Annotated in this window: 17 protein-coding genes and 1 tRNA gene; 6 read left to right on the forward strand and 12 right to left on the reverse strand. The window is 69.8% G+C overall.

The features are described from left to right. Positions 1-313: 313 nt before the first annotated feature. From AB0J97_RS19805 to AB0J97_RS19845, 9 genes are all read right to left on the reverse strand, one after another. A complete protein-coding gene (locus tag AB0J97_RS19805; protein WP_364091065.1) occupies positions 314-739 on the reverse strand; it encodes a hypothetical protein in 426 nt (141 codons plus the stop codon). Between the two features lie 201 nt (positions 740-940). After that, on the reverse strand, positions 941-1,168 hold the full coding sequence (locus AB0J97_RS19810; protein WP_364090563.1) for a hypothetical protein: 228 nt from the start codon (positions 1,166-1,168) through the stop codon (positions 941-943). 417 nt (positions 1,169-1,585) lie between these two features. Continuing rightward, positions 1,586-1,657, reverse strand: a tRNA-Val gene (locus AB0J97_RS19815). Between the two features lie 17 nt (positions 1,658-1,674). Continuing rightward, a complete protein-coding gene (locus tag AB0J97_RS19820) occupies positions 1,675-2,616 on the reverse strand; it encodes an ROK family protein (protein ID WP_364091044.1) in 942 nt (313 codons plus the stop codon). 173 nt (positions 2,617-2,789) lie between these two features. Then, complete coding sequence (locus tag AB0J97_RS19825; RefSeq protein ID WP_364090566.1) at positions 2,790-3,119, reverse strand: hypothetical protein; 330 nt, start codon at positions 3,117-3,119, stop codon at positions 2,790-2,792. A gap of 14 nt (positions 3,120-3,133) precedes the next feature. Then, positions 3,134-3,595 (reverse strand): peroxiredoxin, encoded by a 462-nt coding sequence (locus AB0J97_RS19830; RefSeq protein WP_357698475.1) that lies wholly within the window; start codon positions 3,593-3,595, stop codon positions 3,134-3,136. Positions 3,596-3,624: 29 nt separating this feature from the next. Next, on the reverse strand, positions 3,625-4,053 hold the full coding sequence (locus tag AB0J97_RS19835; protein WP_357698477.1) for a DUF3052 domain-containing protein: 429 nt from the start codon (positions 4,051-4,053) through the stop codon (positions 3,625-3,627). Positions 4,054-4,171: 118 nt separating this feature from the next. Beyond that, the gene (locus AB0J97_RS19840; protein ID WP_357698479.1) at positions 4,172-4,579 is read right to left on the reverse strand and encodes a secondary thiamine-phosphate synthase enzyme YjbQ; all 408 of its coding nucleotides are present in this window, start codon (positions 4,577-4,579) and stop codon (positions 4,172-4,174) included. Between the two features lie 9 nt (positions 4,580-4,588). Continuing rightward, positions 4,589-4,882 carry a DUF1918 domain-containing protein gene (locus tag AB0J97_RS19845; protein ID WP_364090574.1) on the reverse strand — a complete coding sequence of 98 codons (294 nt, stop codon included), beginning with the start codon at positions 4,880-4,882 and terminating at the stop codon, positions 4,589-4,591. A gap of 1,069 nt (positions 4,883-5,951) precedes the next feature. Here AB0J97_RS19845 and aceE point away from each other — a divergent pair. The 3 genes from aceE (at position 5,952) to AB0J97_RS19860 (ending at position 11,192) form a co-directional block, all read left to right on the forward strand. After that, complete coding sequence (aceE, locus tag AB0J97_RS19850) at positions 5,952-8,750, forward strand: pyruvate dehydrogenase (acetyl-transferring), homodimeric type (RefSeq protein WP_357698483.1); 2,799 nt, start codon at positions 5,952-5,954, stop codon at positions 8,748-8,750. Between the two features lie 185 nt (positions 8,751-8,935). Further along, complete coding sequence (locus AB0J97_RS19855) at positions 8,936-10,435, forward strand: alpha/beta hydrolase (protein WP_357698485.1); 1,500 nt, start codon at positions 8,936-8,938, stop codon at positions 10,433-10,435. 10 nt (positions 10,436-10,445) lie between these two features. Then, positions 10,446-11,192, forward strand: a complete 747-nt coding sequence (locus AB0J97_RS19860) for a maleylpyruvate isomerase family mycothiol-dependent enzyme (protein ID WP_364090580.1) — start codon at positions 10,446-10,448, stop codon at positions 11,190-11,192. A 197-nt stretch (positions 11,193-11,389) separates the two neighbouring features. Here the strand turns inward: AB0J97_RS19860 and AB0J97_RS19865 are convergent, their stop codons facing one another. From AB0J97_RS19865 to AB0J97_RS19875, 3 genes are all read right to left on the reverse strand, one after another. Then, a complete protein-coding gene (locus AB0J97_RS19865; RefSeq protein ID WP_357698489.1) occupies positions 11,390-11,749 on the reverse strand; it encodes a VOC family protein in 360 nt (119 codons plus the stop codon). A gap of 76 nt (positions 11,750-11,825) precedes the next feature. Beyond that, a complete protein-coding gene (locus AB0J97_RS19870; RefSeq protein ID WP_364090584.1) occupies positions 11,826-12,554 on the reverse strand; it encodes a YafY family protein in 729 nt (242 codons plus the stop codon). Positions 12,555-12,676: 122 nt separating this feature from the next. Next, entirely contained in the window at positions 12,677-13,699 is a 1,023-nt protein-coding gene (locus AB0J97_RS19875; RefSeq protein WP_364090586.1) for a PHP domain-containing protein, read from the reverse strand. A gap of 90 nt (positions 13,700-13,789) precedes the next feature. Between AB0J97_RS19875 and AB0J97_RS19880 the strand changes: the two genes are divergently transcribed. Genes AB0J97_RS19880 through AB0J97_RS19890 form a run of 3 tightly spaced genes read left to right on the forward strand, consistent with a single transcriptional unit; the run spans position 13,790 to position 15,800 of the window. Beyond that, positions 13,790-14,197, forward strand: coding sequence for a hypothetical protein (locus tag AB0J97_RS19880; protein ID WP_357698495.1), 408 nt, complete (start codon positions 13,790-13,792; stop codon positions 14,195-14,197). Between the two features lies 1 nt (position 14,198). Continuing rightward, positions 14,199-15,344 carry a glutathionylspermidine synthase family protein gene (locus AB0J97_RS19885; protein ID WP_364090589.1) on the forward strand — a complete coding sequence of 382 codons (1,146 nt, stop codon included), beginning with the start codon at positions 14,199-14,201 and terminating at the stop codon, positions 15,342-15,344. Between the two features lie 24 nt (positions 15,345-15,368). Then, positions 15,369-15,800, forward strand: coding sequence for a DUF350 domain-containing protein (locus AB0J97_RS19890; protein WP_364090593.1), 432 nt, complete (start codon positions 15,369-15,371; stop codon positions 15,798-15,800). Positions 15,801-15,813 lie beyond the last annotated feature (13 nt).

Below are 15,813 nucleotides of genomic sequence, written 5' to 3' on the forward strand. Positions count from 1 at the left end.
AGCGAGGTGCGGCAGATCCGCGTCGTCCTCCAACGCGACGGCTCCTCCCGGCTCGTCCTTCTGGAGACACGTGCCAAGGGCGAACAGGCAGGACGACTTTTCGCCGACGAAGGCCTCAAACTGGTGGCCATTTTGGCCGACTCGGCCCAACCTGAAGTCACTGGTTAGCCGTCGCTGCGAAGACCGGTTCATCGCGCGTCACCACACGCCGTCCTACCTCGCAGAGCAGGTGAACGGGTGCAACAGGCCGGCGGAGGCTCCAGCCGTACTTGGCAGGTGCAGAGCTCAGCGCAAGCGCGGAACAGAAGGCCCGCTAGTAGCAGCGCCAATCCCCGTCCCAGTTGTGGGAGTCGTACGCCTCGACGATGACCCTGCGACCTCCACCATCGCCATCTTCCCCGAAGTACAGGGAGATCATCGCTTTCGACTCAGCTCCAGGGATGACCGCATTGTCATAGTGGCGGCGGATCTCCTGTGGAGTGAGCGCTGTTTGCAGCGTGATCCGGACCCGGTAATCACAATAGGATCCGCTGCCCCCGACCAGATTCTTGCCGAAGGTCACATCGCGGTCCATCAGGAAGACGTCTCGGCTGTTCGGCGGGAGCGGGTGTGCGAGGACGCGCTCGTAAAGGTCGTCGAGGCGTGCGTTGTCGCGCCACACCGGAATCATGATCAGCAGCAACAGTCCGACCAGTGGGGCTGTCACGGCCAGGGCGACGCAGCCCCACAGGGTTCGCACCGGATCCTCCACAGATGTCGGGCCTTCGTCTTGGGGGACTGTCTATCGCACTGGTGACACGGACGTCACCACACCGCACGGCTGCTACATCGTCGGCGAGGTCGAGCCCGTCCGGTCGAGTTCAACGGCATCGCCATCACGCCTCGCGTACTCGATCAAGGCTCGCGAGATGCGCGCGCCCCGCCAGACCGCCCAACCGGCTCAGAACAAGGCTTCGGCCGAAAAGGACGCCCCGTGATCCGGCTGACCACCGGGCACGCCGCCCGCGCCCTCGGCCACCCGTTCACCCGCCGTGAGCCCGTTCTGGCGCTCGACTTCGGCCACCAGCTCACCCATGCAGCCACCCGGTTCGCCCGCTCCATCGAGCGCGGCTTCCACGGCCTCCCGGACGGCCAGGGGTGGCGGCATGAGCGAGAACCAGCCCTGCACCTACATCCCTCTGTCCCTGCGACCCGATTCCGATCCGCACCTTCGGCTTCCTTCCACACCCGGCAACTCCACGCCAGCGCCGGCGGATGGGCCTGGACCTGAATGCCCGAAGCGTCAGCGTTCGACACAACACGTAGAACTCGACACGGACGAACTCCTCGTCGGGCCACCCAAGTCCCGCGCGGGTGTCCGTACGATCGCCATCCCGAAAACGATCACCCCGGCGCTCCGCGAACATCTGGACGAGTTCACAGCTTCGGAAACCGACGCGCTGATCTTCACCGGGGCGCGAGGCGGCATCCTCCGACACAGCAACTTCGCCGCGCGGCCACTCGGCCCGGGTGAAAAGGCCCCTCACGCCCGGCTGATGGCACAAAGCCCCGCTTCCGCGATGGGAAACGGGGCTGTTCGACGAGGTGGGCGGTACTGGGTTCGAACCAGTGACCCCTCGCTTGTAAGGCGAGTGCTCTACCGCTGAGCTAACCGCCCCCGGATCGGCACTAACCTTACGACACCCGGGGGGCCGATCGCACATTCACCGTCCAGCCGGGGCCCAGTTCGGGGCGGCCGGCGGCTCGCCAGCCCAGCAGGGCGGCGCCCAGCATGCCGGCGTCGACGCCCAGCGCGGCCGGGATCAGCGGGGGTGCGTCGCGGAAGGCCAGGCGCTTGACCAGGCGCGTGCGTACGGGGTCGAACAGAGCGGGACCGGCTTCGGCCAGGCCGCCGCCGAGGACGATCACCGAGGGGTCCAGCAGCAGCGTGTACGTGGCCAGGGCGAGCGACAGGGCCTCCACGGCCTCGTCCCACACCTCGATGGCGATGGGGTCGTCGGAGGCGACCACCTGCTCGGCGCGTACGCCCTCGACGCCCGCGCGCTGGCTGTAGCGGCGTCCGACCGAGGCCGCCGAGGCGTACGTCTCCAGGCAGCCGAACTGACCGCACGCACACTGCTCGCCGTCGGGGAAGACGGGGGTGTGGCCGATCTCGCCGGCCCAGCCCGAGGAGCCGCCGTACGGGTCGCCGTTGATGATCGACGCGCCGGCGATACCGGTGCCGATGGGGAGGAAGAGGAAGTCGGAGACACCTTTTCCGGCGCCGAGGATGCTCTCGGCCAGGCCGCCCGTACGGACGTCGTGGCCCAGCATCACGGGGATGTCCAGGGTGGTGAAGTTCGAGGCGGGGACGTCCCGCCAGCCCAGGTTCGCCGCGTAGAGAGCCGCGCTTTCGGACACCAGCCCAGGGACGGCCAGACCGACGCCTGCCGGGTCGCCGTCGCCGGAGGCGGCCAGGTGGCCGATGAAGTCCGAAATGGCGGACACGACCGCCTCAGGACCGTCGGCGCGAGGGGTGTGGCGCCGCTCGCTCAGCAGCACCTCGCCGGACTCGCTGACCAGGCCGCCCTTCATGGACGTGCCACCGACGTCGAGAGCGACGACGAACGAACTCATAGCGGACACGAAAGGAGACGATAGCGCAGGTCAGCAAATGTCCGAAAAGACGCTTGAGAATCTCTCAGGTGGGAGGGGGGCGGGAGTCCGCGCATCGAGATGACGGCGGGACGGTCCCGAGCCGATGATCATCCCAGGCCGACGGCGGGGAGGCACGGGCGAGACGCGGACGGTCAGGCCCTGCCCAGCACCCGGTTCAGCGCCGCCTCGACCTCCGCCGACAGCCCCGGCGGAGCCCCCGACCCGACGTACGCCCCCTGCTCCCCGAACCCCTCCGACGCCCGAGCCATCCGGACGGCGCCGCAGCCGCGGCACTCGACCTCCCCCAACCGGCAGATGAGCGCGGTGGACCCGCACGTGCTGCAGGAGTCGAGGTCGAGATCGTGCAGTCGTTGACAGTCCGGGCAGATCAGCACCTGGGACTCGTTGCGCACCCCGCGCTGCCACGGGCTGGCGCCACGGACCGGGTCGGTCTGCCGGGCCCCGCATCGGTAGCAGGGCATCGTTCCCTCCGAGGTCAAGAAATGTCGGCGAGTGCCTTGACGTAGTCGGCGACGTCGCGTGCCGAGGAGATCGGACTGATCACCGACCACCGGATCACGCCCTCGCCGTCGATGACGAAGGTCCCCCGACGCGCGAGCCCCTTCGCCTCATCGAACACACCGTACGCCTGGGCGACCTGTCCGTGTGGCCAGAAATCGGAGAGTAGGGCGAATCCGTAACCTTCCCGATCGGACCAGGCACGCAAGGCGAACACGGAGTCAACGGACACGGCGAGCACCCGCGCGTCGAGAGGCTGGTCGCGCAGCGCGGTGAGCTCGCCTTCGCAGATCCCGCTGAAGGCAAGCGGATAGAAGACCAGCACGACCTTCTCGCCCCGGAACATGGACAGTCTCACCGGGGCGCCGTGCTGGTCCTGCAGCTCGAAATCCGGAGCCATGGCGCCGACCTCGGCAGGATGTGCGTTCACAGCGACCATCCTGCCGTATCGGCCGGCCTCGGAGTTTCCTAACGTCGGCCCTTCGGGGCGACGAGCCTGGTCCCGGACCAGTCGGGTGCGGCGGAGATGCTGCTGGTCTGCGAGAGACCCGCGGTAGCGGCATCCTCCCCTATGTCGCTCGGCTCCACGTGGCCATCGCGCCCGGCCTTGGGAGTCAGCAGCCAGATCTGGCCGGCTTCGGCGAGTGCTCGCATGGCGTCGCTGAGGGCGTCGAAGAGGTCCCCGTCGCCGTCGCGCCACCACAGCAGCACAACGTCGACGACGTCGTCACTCTCCTCGTCCAGCATCTCGTTGCCGGTCAGGTCCTCGATGGAGTCGCGAAGCTCGTCGTCGACGTCCTCGTCCCAACCGATCTCCTGCACCACCTGACCCGGCTTGAGGCCAAGTCGTTCGGCCAGGCCGCGCTCGCCCTGCGCCTGACCCGCGGTCGCGCTCACGTTTATCCCTCCTGCTTGAGTGGCCCCGCTCTATGCGGTTTATCGCTTCGGCACAGTCCACACGCTGTGACCCTCAGTCGTCAACGGTCGCCACGGGTACGGCCGTAGTCGGCCAGAATCAACCCGACAAAAACGACAGGCGAACCTGACGTTGCGTGTTGTCGACATTGAGATCGACCAGCGCGACGGACTGCCAGGTGCCCAACGCCATTCTCCCGCCCAGCACGGGGATCGTGGCATATGGCGGGATCAGCGCGGGCATGACGTGTGACCTGCCGTGACCGCGCGAACCGTGGGCATGACGCCAGCGGTCGTCGGCCGGGAGCAGGTCACGCAGTGCGGCGAGCAGATCGTCGTCGCTGCCCGACCCTAGCTCCAGCAGGGCCACGCCCGCGGTCGCGTGCGGTACGAAAACGTGCAACAGGCCGTCTTCTCCCTGCGCGCGCACGAAATCTGCGCATTCAGCGGTGATGTCGTGCACGGTCTCACGTGAACCCGTGGCCACGGAGATGATTTCTGATCTCACAGGGAAATCCTACTGAGGCACAACGACGGCATCAGGGCCGGGAAAGACCAGCCCGGTGTGGCCGTCGTCGAACCGCACACTGTAGGGAGGCCCGCCGTCCGTGCCGTGGACCTCGATGATGACGCCGCCCCGCTCCCTTTCGCCGACGGTGTTGCCGTGCATCAGGAGCCGGTCTCCTGCCGTCGCATTCATACCTTCCACATTGGTACGGCGGACCGCCGAGGAAAAGAGCGGATGCCGCGTACGGCGATTTTTTGCCGGGTCTTCATTCGGGCCGAAAACAATGACCGAAACGTTACGCAAGGAGGGGGGGACGTTTCGGGCTTCGTGGCTGGACGGTGGTTCGGCGGCGGCCCTGGCCACTTCGGCGTCTCTGCTGGTCAGGGGCGTGATCGCGAAGTTTCGGGGTGCCCTGTCGCTTGATGATTCCGATATGGCCTCATTTCTGCAGCGACAGGTCTGAGGGGGCCGGATCGGGTGGCCTCCCTCTGGAGGAGGAGGGGTGAGGGGACGGCGTCCGACTGAGTGTCCGCGCGCCCGCCGGCCGGTGGAGGTGGCGAGGAGCCCGCAGGCGTGGGCCTGCCGACGACTGCGGCCACACCTCTTGAATAGGCGGGTAAAAGGTATGGGCTCCACGCCTGAGGCCTCGGTGGGTCGATCACGAGGCGATGAGCGAGACATGGCCAGACACCTCACGCCTTCGGCGCGCCGGGACAGGCTCCCAAGCCGCCTTGGGCCCTGACCCCTGCGGCACGCCTCAAGGTCCCCGCCGGGGCCAAACCCCCCACAAGGTCCCCCGCCAGGCCGCGCACCCACCCGGAGCAACCCAAGGGGCGGGGTGGTGCTGGTCTGCGCCCATCGCGAACGCGCGCCCCGCCGGGTCGCACCGCGAGGTGGGTGGTTAGACTCGCGCGGCGCGCCACCCGACCCATGCCGCCAACGCCCGCTCATCATCAACACCCCCGCCGGGCCGGCCCGGCGGACACCCCGCCCACGCCGCCCAACCCGACCGACGCCCCACCGGCGCACCCCAGCCTGGCCCAAACCGCCGACGCGCCCCCAGCCGGACCCGCGCGTCCCAGCCCCGCCCCAGCCCGGGCCCGCGTCCCAGCCCGGGCCCGGGGCCGCGGCTGCGTGAGAAGCGGCCGGTTCGGGGGAGGGGTGAGGGCGGCGGCCGACCCACCGGGACAGCCCCCTAGGATTGGGGCGAAATTTCGTCCGTTTTCTAGTCTTGTTAAATTGCTCCACCGATGTAACCTTTGGTGGCTATTCGTCCTACCATCGGTGGTCTAGGCCACCAACATGGCCCTGCCAGCAGGGACGCTCTGGTTACCCGTCAGTAGAGATGCGTTTTCTACGGCTAGCGACCAGGATGGAAGGCGACCCAGACCAGACTTCAGTCATTCTCGGAAGGCGAGACCCAGTGGCTTCCGGACGCCAGCGATTCTCGATCATCAGCGACGGCCTACCCAGCCAGCTGCCTGATGTCGACCCCAGTGAGACCAACGAGTGGCTCGAGTCTCTCGACAATGTCGTCAAGACCGAAGGCCGCACCAGAGCCCGCTACCTCATGCTCCGCATGCTGGAACGGGCCCGCGAGCACCAGGTCGGCGTGCCGGGCTTGCGCAGCACCGACTACATCAACACGATCCCGCCGGAGCGCGAGCCCTGGTTCCCGGGCGACGAGCACGTCGAGCGGCGCATCCGCGCCTACATCCGGTGGAACGCGGCGGTCATGGTGTCGCGGGCCAACGCCCGCACGAACGTGGGCGGCCACATCGCCACCTACGCCTCGGCGGCCTCGCTCTACGAGGTGGGCTTCAACCACTTCTTCCGCGGCAAGGACCACGGCGAGTCGGGCGACCAGGTGTTCTTCCAGGGCCACGCCGCGCCGGGCATCTACGCCCGCGCCTTCCTGGAGGGCCGTCTCAACGAGGCGCAGCTCGACGCGTTCCGGCAGGAGTTGTCGCACGGCTTCCACGGCCTGCCCTCCTACCCGCACCCGCGGCTCATGCCCGACTTCTGGGAGTTCCCGACGGTCTCCATGGGTCTCGGCCCGATCGGTGCGATCTACCAGGCGCGGTTCAACCGCTACCTGCTCAACCGGGAGCTCAAGGACACCTCGCGCAGCCACGTGTGGGCCTTCCTGGGCGACGGCGAGATGGACGAGCCCGAGTCGCTCGGCGCGATCGGCCTGGCCGCCCGCGAGGAGCTGGACAACCTCACGTTCGTCATCAACTGCAACCTGCAGCGGCTCGACGGCCCGGTGCGCGGCAACGGCAAGATCATCCAGGAGCTGGAGTCGTACTTCCGCGGCGCCGGCTGGAACGTGATCAAGGTCGTCTGGGGCCGCGACTGGGACCCGCTGCTCGCGGCCGACGTCGACGGCGTGCTGGTCAACCAGATGAACACCACGCCCGACGGCCAGTTCCAGACCTACTCGGTCGAGACCGGCGGCTACATCCGCGACCACTTCTTCGGCGGCGACCCGCGCCTGCGCAAGATGGTCGAGCACCTGTCCGACGACGACATCCGCAAGCTGTCGCGCGGCGGCCACGACTACCGCAAGGTCTACGCGGCCTTCAAGGCGGCCCGCGAGCACGTCGGCCAGCCGACGGTGATCCTCGCCCAGACCATCAAGGGCTGGACGCTGGGCAAGGACTTCGAGGCGCGCAACGCCACCCACCAGATGAAGAAGCTCACCAAGGCCGAGCTGAAGGAGTTCCGCGACCGGCTCTACCTGCCGATCCCGGACTCGGCCCTGGAGGGCGAGCTTCCTCCGTACTTCCACCCGGGCGAGAACGACCCGGAGATCCAGTACATGAAGGAGCGGCGCGCGGCGCTCGGCGGCGTGCTGCCCAAGCGGGTCATGCGCGCCAAGCCGGTCAAGCTGCCCGGCGACGACGTCTACAGCCAGTTCCGCAAGGGCTCGGGCAAGCAGCAGGTCGCCACGACCATGGCGTTCGTGCGCCTGCTGAAGGACCTCATGCGCGACAAGGAGATCGGCCACCGGTTCGTGCCGATCATCCCCGACGAGGCCCGCACGTTCGGTCTCGACGCGATGTTCCCGACCGCCAAGATCTACTCGCCCCACGGGCAGACGTACGAGGCGGTCGACAGGGAGCTGCTGCTGTCGTACAAGGAGGCCGTGCAGGGGCAGATCCTGCACGAGGGCATCAGCGAGTCGGGCTCGATGGCCTCGACCATCGCGGCCGGCACCGCCTACGCCACGCACGGCGAGCACATGATCCCGGTCTACATCTTCTACTCGATGTTCGGCTGGCAGCGCACCGGCGACCAGATGTGGCAGATGGGCGACCAGATGGGCCGCGGCTTCCTGCTCGGCGCCACCGCCGGTCGCACCACGCTCAACGGCGAGGGCCTGCAGCACGAAGACGGCCACACGCCGCTCATCGCCTCGACGAACCCGGCCGCGGTCTCCTACGACCCGTCCTGGGCCTTCGAGGTCGCCCACATCGTCAAGGACGGCCTGCGCCGCATGTACGGCGAGCAGCCCGAGGACGTCTTCTACTACCTGACCGTCTACAACGAGCCCTACCTGCAGCCCGCGCAGCCGGCCGATCTCGACGTCGAGGGCCTGCTCAAGGGCCTGTACAAGTTCGCCGAGGCGCCGCAGACGCAGGGTCCGAAGGCCAACATCCTGGTCTCCGGCGTGGCCGGTCCCTGGGCCATGGAGGCTCAGCGGCTGCTGGCCGAGGAGTGGGGCGTGTCGGCCGACGTGTGGTCGGCGACGTCGTGGACCGAGCTGCGGCGCGAGGCGCTGGCGTGCGAGGAGCACAACCTGCTCAACCCCGACGCCGAGCAGCGCGTCCCGTACGTGACGCAGGTGCTCTCGCAGGCCGACGGGCCGTTCGTGGGCGTCAGCGACTACATGAAGGCGGTCCAGGACCAGATCGCGCAGTGGGTGCCGGGTGACTGGTCCTCGCTGGGCACCGACGGGTTCGGCCTGTCCGACACCCGCTCCGCGCTGCGCCGCCACTTCCACGTGGACGCCGCCTCGATCACGCTGGCCGTGCTCACCCGGCTGGTCAAGCGGGGCGAGCTCGACGGCGAGGTGCTGCGCGAGGCCATCGCCCGCTACCACCTGAAGAACGGCGTCACCGAAGCCGGCGGCGCGGAGAGCAACGACACCCAGTCGATGGGCGTCTGAGTCATCCGGATGGGGCGCTCCCGCGAAGAACTTCTCGCGGGAGCGCCGTCATGTCCGGGCCTCCGCGCGGTCAGACGGATGAGGCGGCACGTCCAGGAGGGGTGCGTGCCGCCTCACCCAGGTTTGACGCGGGGTCCCGTATGGTGGGCACTACTTCCCCCGGAGACACGAAGGGGAATGTTCGTATGCGACGCGTCCTAGCCGCCGCCCTGCTCGTGACGGCCGCGGGCTGCGCGAGTGCACCCGCAGAGCCCGCCACCGACGGCCCCGGCGCCGACACCGACAAGATCGTCTGGGGGCCGTGCACCGACATCAGGCGCCCGGATGGCGAGCCACCGGCCAAGACGGACGCCTCGGTGCGCTGCGGCAAGCTGGCGGTGCCCCTCGACTACTCCCGCCCCGACGGTGAGAAGCTGGAACTGGCGCTCATCAAGCTGTCGGCCACCGATCCCAAGAAGCGGCTCGGCTCGATGGTGTTCAACTTCGGCGGGCCGGGCGCCTCCGGCGTGGACACCCTCGACCAGGCGGCCAAGGCGCTCACCTCCCTGCGCGCCCACTACGACCTGGTCAGCTTCGACCCGCGCGGCGTCGAGCGCAGCTCGGGCGTACGCTGCGGCGACAGCGCGCAGATGGACCGGTTCGTCTCGCTGAACACGCTGCCCACCAACGCGCAGACGCACCAGGAGAGCCTGGACGCCAACAAGGAGTTCGCCCGGCTCTGCCAGGAGCACTCCGGCAAGATCCTCCCCTACGTCGGCACCGTGAACGCCGCCCGCGACATGGACCGCATCCGCGCCGCCGTCGGCGACCCCAAGCTCAACTACGTCGGCATGTCGTACGGCACCCAGCTCGGCGCCGTCTACGCCACCCAGTTCCCCCAGAACGTGGGCCGCATGCTGCTCGACGCGCCCCTCGACCCGACGGTCACCTTCGAGCAGCGCACGCTGACCCAGACCCGCGGCTTCCAGCAGGCGTACGAGAGCTTCCTGCGCAGCTGCGTCAAGGGCGGCTGCGAGGTCGGCAAGGACGTGACCGCCGCGAACGCCAACGTCGAGAACCTGATGAACCAGCTCACCACCAAGCCGCTGCAGGTGGACGGCCGGCAGCTCACCCAGGGCCTGGCCTCCACCGGCGTGGCCGCCGCCCTGTACTCGGAGCTGACCTGGCCGTTCCTGGAGAAGGCGCTCGGCGACGCGCTGAAGGGCCACGGCGAGGCGCTGATGTACCTGGCCGACTCCTACACCGGACGCTCGGAGGACGGCACCTACTCCACCCAGATGACCAGCTTCCCGGCCATCACCTGCGTGGACACCGCCGAACGGCCCAGCGAGGCCGAGCTGCGGCGCACCGAGGAGGCGGCGCTGAAGATCTCGCCGCTGTTCGGCAGCGAGGGCTCGGGCGGGCTGTGCCGGGTGTGGCCGGCACAGGGCAGTAACCAGGCGCGGCACGTCAACGCCACCGGCTCGGCACCGATCCTGGTCGTGGGCGGCAAGGGCGACCCGGCCACGCCGTACCAGTGGGCGCCGCGGCTGACGGCCCAGCTCAGGACCGCGCGGCTGGTCACGTACGAGGGCGAGGGGCACGGGGCGTACCTGTCGGGCAGCAAGTGCGTGCAGGGGCTCGTGGACGCGTACCTGGTGGAGGGCAAGCTGCCCAGCAGGGGCGCGACCTGCCCGGCGGCCTAGTGTGTGACGGGTGACCGACAACGACACCTTCATCACCCGGATCGAGGACGAGGCCGCGCGGTTGGCGGCGCTGGCGACCGACCTGTCGGTCCCGGTGCCGACCTGCCCGGGATGGACGTTCGCCGAGCTCGTCACGCACGTCGGCCAGACTCATCGCTGGGCGGCGTACGTGCTGCGCAACCAGGTGCGGGAGCGCGTCTGGTCGCGGCAGGTGCCCAGCGGGCTCGCAGAGGGGGCGAGCGGCGACGCCGCCTGGCTCCTGGCGGGGGCCGCCGACCTGCTGGACGTGCTGCGCGCCACCGACCCGGACCTCGCGGTGTGGACGTGGGGGCCGGACCTGCGGGCCGGGTGGTGGGCGCCCAGGATGCTCTTCGAGCTGGTGATCCACCGGGCCGACGCCGAGCTCGCACTCGGCCTGGACCCGGAGATCCCGGCGGCGACCGCCGTGGACGGCATCGAGGAGTTCCTGCACAACCTGCCGTACGCGACCTGGGTGACCCGGTCGCTGGCCGGGCTCGGCGCGGAGGGGGCCACGATCCACCTCCACGCGAGCGACGTCGACGGCGAGTGGACCGTGACGCAGGGCGCCGCCGGGGCGGTCAGCTGCGAGCGCGGCCACACCAAGGGCGACGCCGCCGTACGCGGCCCGGCGAGCGAGCTGCTCCTGCTGCTCTACGGTCGGCGGCCCCCGCGGTCGCCGGCCGTCTTCGGCGACCGCGACCTGCTGACCCGCTGGCTGGCGGCCGCCGCCTTCTGAGAACGCCCCCTGCCGGGGGAAGGGGCCCTGGACGCGCCGCCGCTCGGCGATCGGCGGCGTGTCCAGGGCGGGTGAACCGCTCCGAGACGGGACGGCCTCGGTCGCGCGGCCCCGGTTCGGCGGGGAAGGTGCTTCCCCGGGGGCGCGATCGCGGGCACGGTCCCGCGCGCTCCGGCGGCGTCCGCCGCCGGGCGGGCTCACCTGCGGTGAAAGACTCCGAACAGACTCCCCGAGACGTCACGCAGATAGGCGAAGTCGGTGCCGGCGCCGTCGTCGATCACCTTCATGACCACCTTGCCGCCGAGCGACTCGCTCTTGGCGCACGCGGCCTCGACGTCGGCGACCTGCACGTGGAACACCGCGTGGGCGGGGAAGTCGCCCTTGGTGTTGAACAGCCCGCCGCCGGGACGCTCGCCGCCCGGGTAGTTGACCATGCGGTAGTCGAGCGGGCCGTCGTCGTCGCGGCTGAACGACCAGCCGAACAGCTCGCCGTAGAAGCGCTCGGCGCCTTCGGGGTCGTCGGTCGCGACCTCGAACCAGGTCACCGTGTTGTCCATCGTCATCTCCTCGTCTTTCGAACAAGACAACGATGTATCGCTATGGCGACAACCCTATGTCGGTGTTTTCGCATGTTTAATCGAGCATGGTTCCGCGTACGACCATCTCCGGCACGTCGGGGGCGAACCCTTCGAGCGGCCGCTCGGGACAACGCTCGACGGTGACGACGGCCGAGGCCATGCGGTCGAGCCGGAAGACGCGGACGTCCTCCCGCAACCGGCACCACGCCACGAGGTACCAGAAACCGCCGCGCCCGCCCAGGAACACCCCCGGTTCGACGTCGCGCGAGGTGAGCGCGCCCTTGGCGTCGGCGTAGTCGAGCCTGAGCACGCGCCGCCGCAGCAGCGCCTCCTCGATCGCCCGGGAGATGCCCTCGGCGCCGAGCGGCCGGATCTGGGAGCCGGGCTCGGGCGGCTCGCTGACGAGCTGCACCCGCCGCGCCAGCTCCCTGGCCAGGTCGCCCTCGGGCCCCGGCATGGCCGAGACCACCTTGCGTAACGCGCTGCGGGCCTGGCGGCCGAACGGCTGGTCGCCGGCCTGGCTGAGCGCCACCGCGATGGCCACCGCCTCGGCCGGGGTGAAGTTGAGCGGGGGCAGCGACATCTTCTTGTCGAGGGCGTAGCCGCCCCTGCGACCGGGCTCGGCGTAGATCGGCACCCCGGACCCCTGCAACGCGGTGATGTCGCGCTCGATGGTGCGCACGCTGACCTCGAACCGCTCGGCGAGCTCGCGGGCGGAGCGGCAGCGTGGCGCGATGGCGCGCAGGTCCTCGACGAGCGCATAGAGCCGGTCGGTACGGTTCACAGCCGGAACGCTACGCGCCGCCACCGACAATCACCGGCCCCGCACGGGCCACGCAAGAACGCCCTAACCGCCCGGACACCCACCTCTCACGCCGCCGTCCACCCCAGGAGCCGCGCCGGGACTCACGCCGCCGTCCACTCCAGGAGCCGTTCCAGGGGCCAGGTGTTGACGATGCGGCCGGCCTCGATGCCGCACCGGGCCGCCCGCTCGCAGCCGAACCGCTGCCAGTCGAGCTGACCGGGCGCGTGCGCGTCGGAGTCGATCGAGAACACGCACCCCATCTCGTACGCCAGCCGCATGAGCCGCTTGGGCGGGTCGAGCCGGTCGGGCCTGGAGTTGATCTCCACGGCGACCCCGAACCGCCGGCACGCCTCGAAGACCAGCTCGGCGTCGAACTCCGACTCCGGCCTCTTGACCCCGCGCTCGCCGCCGGCCCGCACGACTCGCCCCGTGCAGTGCCCCAGCACGTCGACCAGGGGATTGGCGACGGCGGTGACCATGCGGCGGGTCATCTCCTCGCGGTCCATGCGCAGCTTGGAGTGGACGCTGGCCACGACCACGTCGAGCCGTCCGAGCAGGGCCGGGTCCTGGTCGAGCGAGCCGTCGAGGTTGACGTCGACCTCGATGCCGGTCAGGATCCGGAACGGCGTCAGCCGCTCGTTGAGCCCGGCCACCACGTCGAGCTGCCGTTCCAGCCGCTCGGCCGACAGGCCCTTGGCCACGGTCAGGCGCGGCGAGTGGTCGGTCAGCGCCCAGTACTCGTGGCCGAGCCCCCTGGCGGCCTCGGCCATCTCCTCGATCGGCGAGCCGCCGTCGGACCAGTCGGAGTGGCTGTGCAGGTCGCCCTTCAGCGCCTCGCGCAGGGCCGCGGTCTCGGCGTCGAGCTCGACGCCCTCGGTGGCCCGCAACCTACGCAAATACGTCGGAACCTGTCCGTCGAGGGCTTCGTTGATCACGAGGGCGGTGACCTTGCCGATGCCGGGGAGGTCGCCCAGCCCGCCGGCGGCGGCCAGCCGTGTGAGCTCCCCTTCCGGCAGGTCGTCCACGACCGCGGCCGCGCGGCGGAACGCGCGGACCCGGTAGGTGGGCTCACCTGCGCGTTCGAGCAGGAAGGCGATCTCGCGCAGGGCCTGAACCGGTTCCATGAGTCCATTCATACCCGAGCGGACGGTCACCGGCGTTGAACGGGGACAAGGCCCACCGATAGGCTGATCGCCCAGGAAAGCAGGAGCTAGATGGCATATCCGCCGCCGCACAAGCCGGCCCCCACACCCCCGCGCAAGTCGTCCAAGGCCGTCCCGCTGACCATTCTCGGGGTCCTGTCGGTGATGCTGGTCGGCTACTGCGCCGCCACCCAGGACGACGACGACGTCACCGCCGACTGCGTGGTGCAGCTCGACGACGGCACGTACGAGGTCGTCGACGACGACTACTGCGACGACGACGGCGGCAGCGGCGGCAGCGGGTCCCACTTCTACGGCGGTTCGCGCGGCGCGTACCTGTGGTACTACGGCGGCCACCGGGTGGGCAACCGCATGCAGGGCGGCACCACGTACCGGCCGTCGGACGTCAACATCTCCAGCCGCAGCGGCAAGTCGATCCAGCGCGGCGGCTTCGGCAACAGCTGGGGCGGCGGGAGCTGACGTGCGCCGCGAGCATGGCAACGTCCGTCCCGGCTGGGAGAAGACGATCGAGAGCCAAGGCCTGGCCTACCACCGGGCGGCCCACCCCGAGGGCCTGAACAGGCCCTACTGGGACGAGTCGGTCCACTATGTCCTGTCCCTGGAGGAGGTGGAGTCGCTGGAGGCGCAGGTCGAGGAGCTGCACGGCATGTGCCTGCGGGCCGTCGAGCACGTCGTCTCGACCGGCCGCTACGCCGACTTCGCCGTCCCCGAGTGGGCCGGGGACGCCGTGGCGCGCTCCTGGGAGCGCCGCGACCCTCACCTCTACGGCCGCTTCGACCTGCGCTACGACGGCACGGGCCCGGCCCGGCTGCTGGAGTACAACGCCGACACGCCGACGTCGCTGCTGGAGTCGTCGGTGATCCAGTGGTTCTGGCTCCAGGACACCCATCCCGGCGACGACCAGTGGAACTCCATCCACGAGCGGCTGATCGAGCGCTGGCGCGAGCTGCCGCTGCCGCCCGGCCCCACGCACTTCGCCTTCACCAACGCCGACGAGACGGGCGAGGAGGCCATGACGGTCGCCTACCTGCAGGAGACCGCCGAGCAGGCGGGCCGCCGGACGGTCGCCGTGGCCATGGAGGACATCGGCTGGGACGAGCTCAACCGCCGTTTCGTCGACGCCGGCGAGGAGATGATCCGCTCGGCGTTCAAGCTCTACCCCTGGGAGTGGATGCTGGCCGACGACTTCGGCCGGCACGCGGTGCGCCACTCCACCTGGATCGAGCCGCTGTGGAAGTCGCTGCTGTCGAACAAGGCGCTGCTGGCCGTGTTGTGGGAGCTCTACCCCGGCCATCCGAACCTGCTGCCCGCCTACCTCGACGGCCCGCGCGAGCTGACCTCCTACATCGCCAAGCCGCTGCTCGGCAGGGAGGGCGCGTCCATGCGCATCGTCACCCCCGAGGGCACCCGGGAGACGCCGGGCCGCTACGGCCAGGAAGGCTACGTCTTCCAGGACTTCGAGGCCCTGCCCGCCTTCGAGGGGCAGCGGCCGGTGCTCGGCGCCTGGGTGGTCGCCGACGAGGCCGCCGGGCTCGGCATCAGGGAGACCACCGGCCTGATCACCGACGACACCTCCTCCTTCGTCCCTCATCGCATTGCGAGCTGAAGCACCCCCGTGATTGGAAATGACGTGACCCTTCTCGAAGTACTGGCCCGCGGCGCCGGCGCGATCGCCGCGTACGCCGCCGTCGGCGTGATCCTCCTGATCGTCGGCTTCTACGTGATCGACTGGGCCACGCCCGGCAAGCTGAGCGAGATCATCCGCACCGAGCGCAACGCCAACGCCACGCTGCTCACCACGTCCGCGCTGGCCGCGATCGGCCTCATCGTGGCCGCCTCCATCTGGTCCTCCGGCGGCCGGCTGGCCGAGGGGCTCGCGGGCACGGCCGTGTTCGGGCTGGTCGGCATCGTGGTGCAGACCGTGGCGATGCTGGTGTTCGACAAGGTCGTCGGCATCTCCGTACGCGACCTGGTGAAGGAGCCGGAGCTGCAGCCCGGCGCGCGGCTGCTCGCGGTCACCCACGTGGCGATCGGCCTGATCACGGCGGTTGCGGTCATCTGAAACACCACGGTTA

This window comes from Nonomuraea sp. NPDC049607 (assembly GCF_040675375.1).
GTDB lineage: Bacteria > Actinomycetota > Actinomycetes > Streptosporangiales > Streptosporangiaceae > Nonomuraea.

Bases quoted from the DNA above. Each gene is read 5' to 3' on its own strand.
- AB0J97_RS19820 (WP_364091044.1), bottom strand. From the start codon at position 2,616: ATGAGTTCGTTCGTCGTCGCTCTCGACGTCGGTGGCACGTCCATGAAG.
- AB0J97_RS19825 (WP_364090566.1), bottom strand. From the start codon at position 3,119: ATGCCCTGCTACCGATGCGGGGCCCGGCAGACCGACCCGGTCCGTGGC.
- AB0J97_RS19830 (WP_357698475.1), bottom strand. From the start codon at position 3,595: ATGGTCGCTGTGAACGCACATCCTGCCGAGGTCGGCGCCATGGCTCCG.
- aceE (WP_357698483.1), top strand. From the start codon at position 5,952: ATGGAAGGCGACCCAGACCAGACTTCAGTCATTCTCGGAAGGCGAGAC.
- AB0J97_RS19855 (WP_357698485.1), top strand. From the start codon at position 8,936: ATGCGACGCGTCCTAGCCGCCGCCCTGCTCGTGACGGCCGCGGGCTGC.
- AB0J97_RS19865 (WP_357698489.1), bottom strand. From the start codon at position 11,749: ATGGACAACACGGTGACCTGGTTCGAGGTCGCGACCGACGACCCCGAA.
- AB0J97_RS19875 (WP_364090586.1), bottom strand. From the start codon at position 13,699: ATGGAACCGGTTCAGGCCCTGCGCGAGATCGCCTTCCTGCTCGAACGC.
- AB0J97_RS19880 (WP_357698495.1), top strand. From the start codon at position 13,790: ATGGCATATCCGCCGCCGCACAAGCCGGCCCCCACACCCCCGCGCAAG.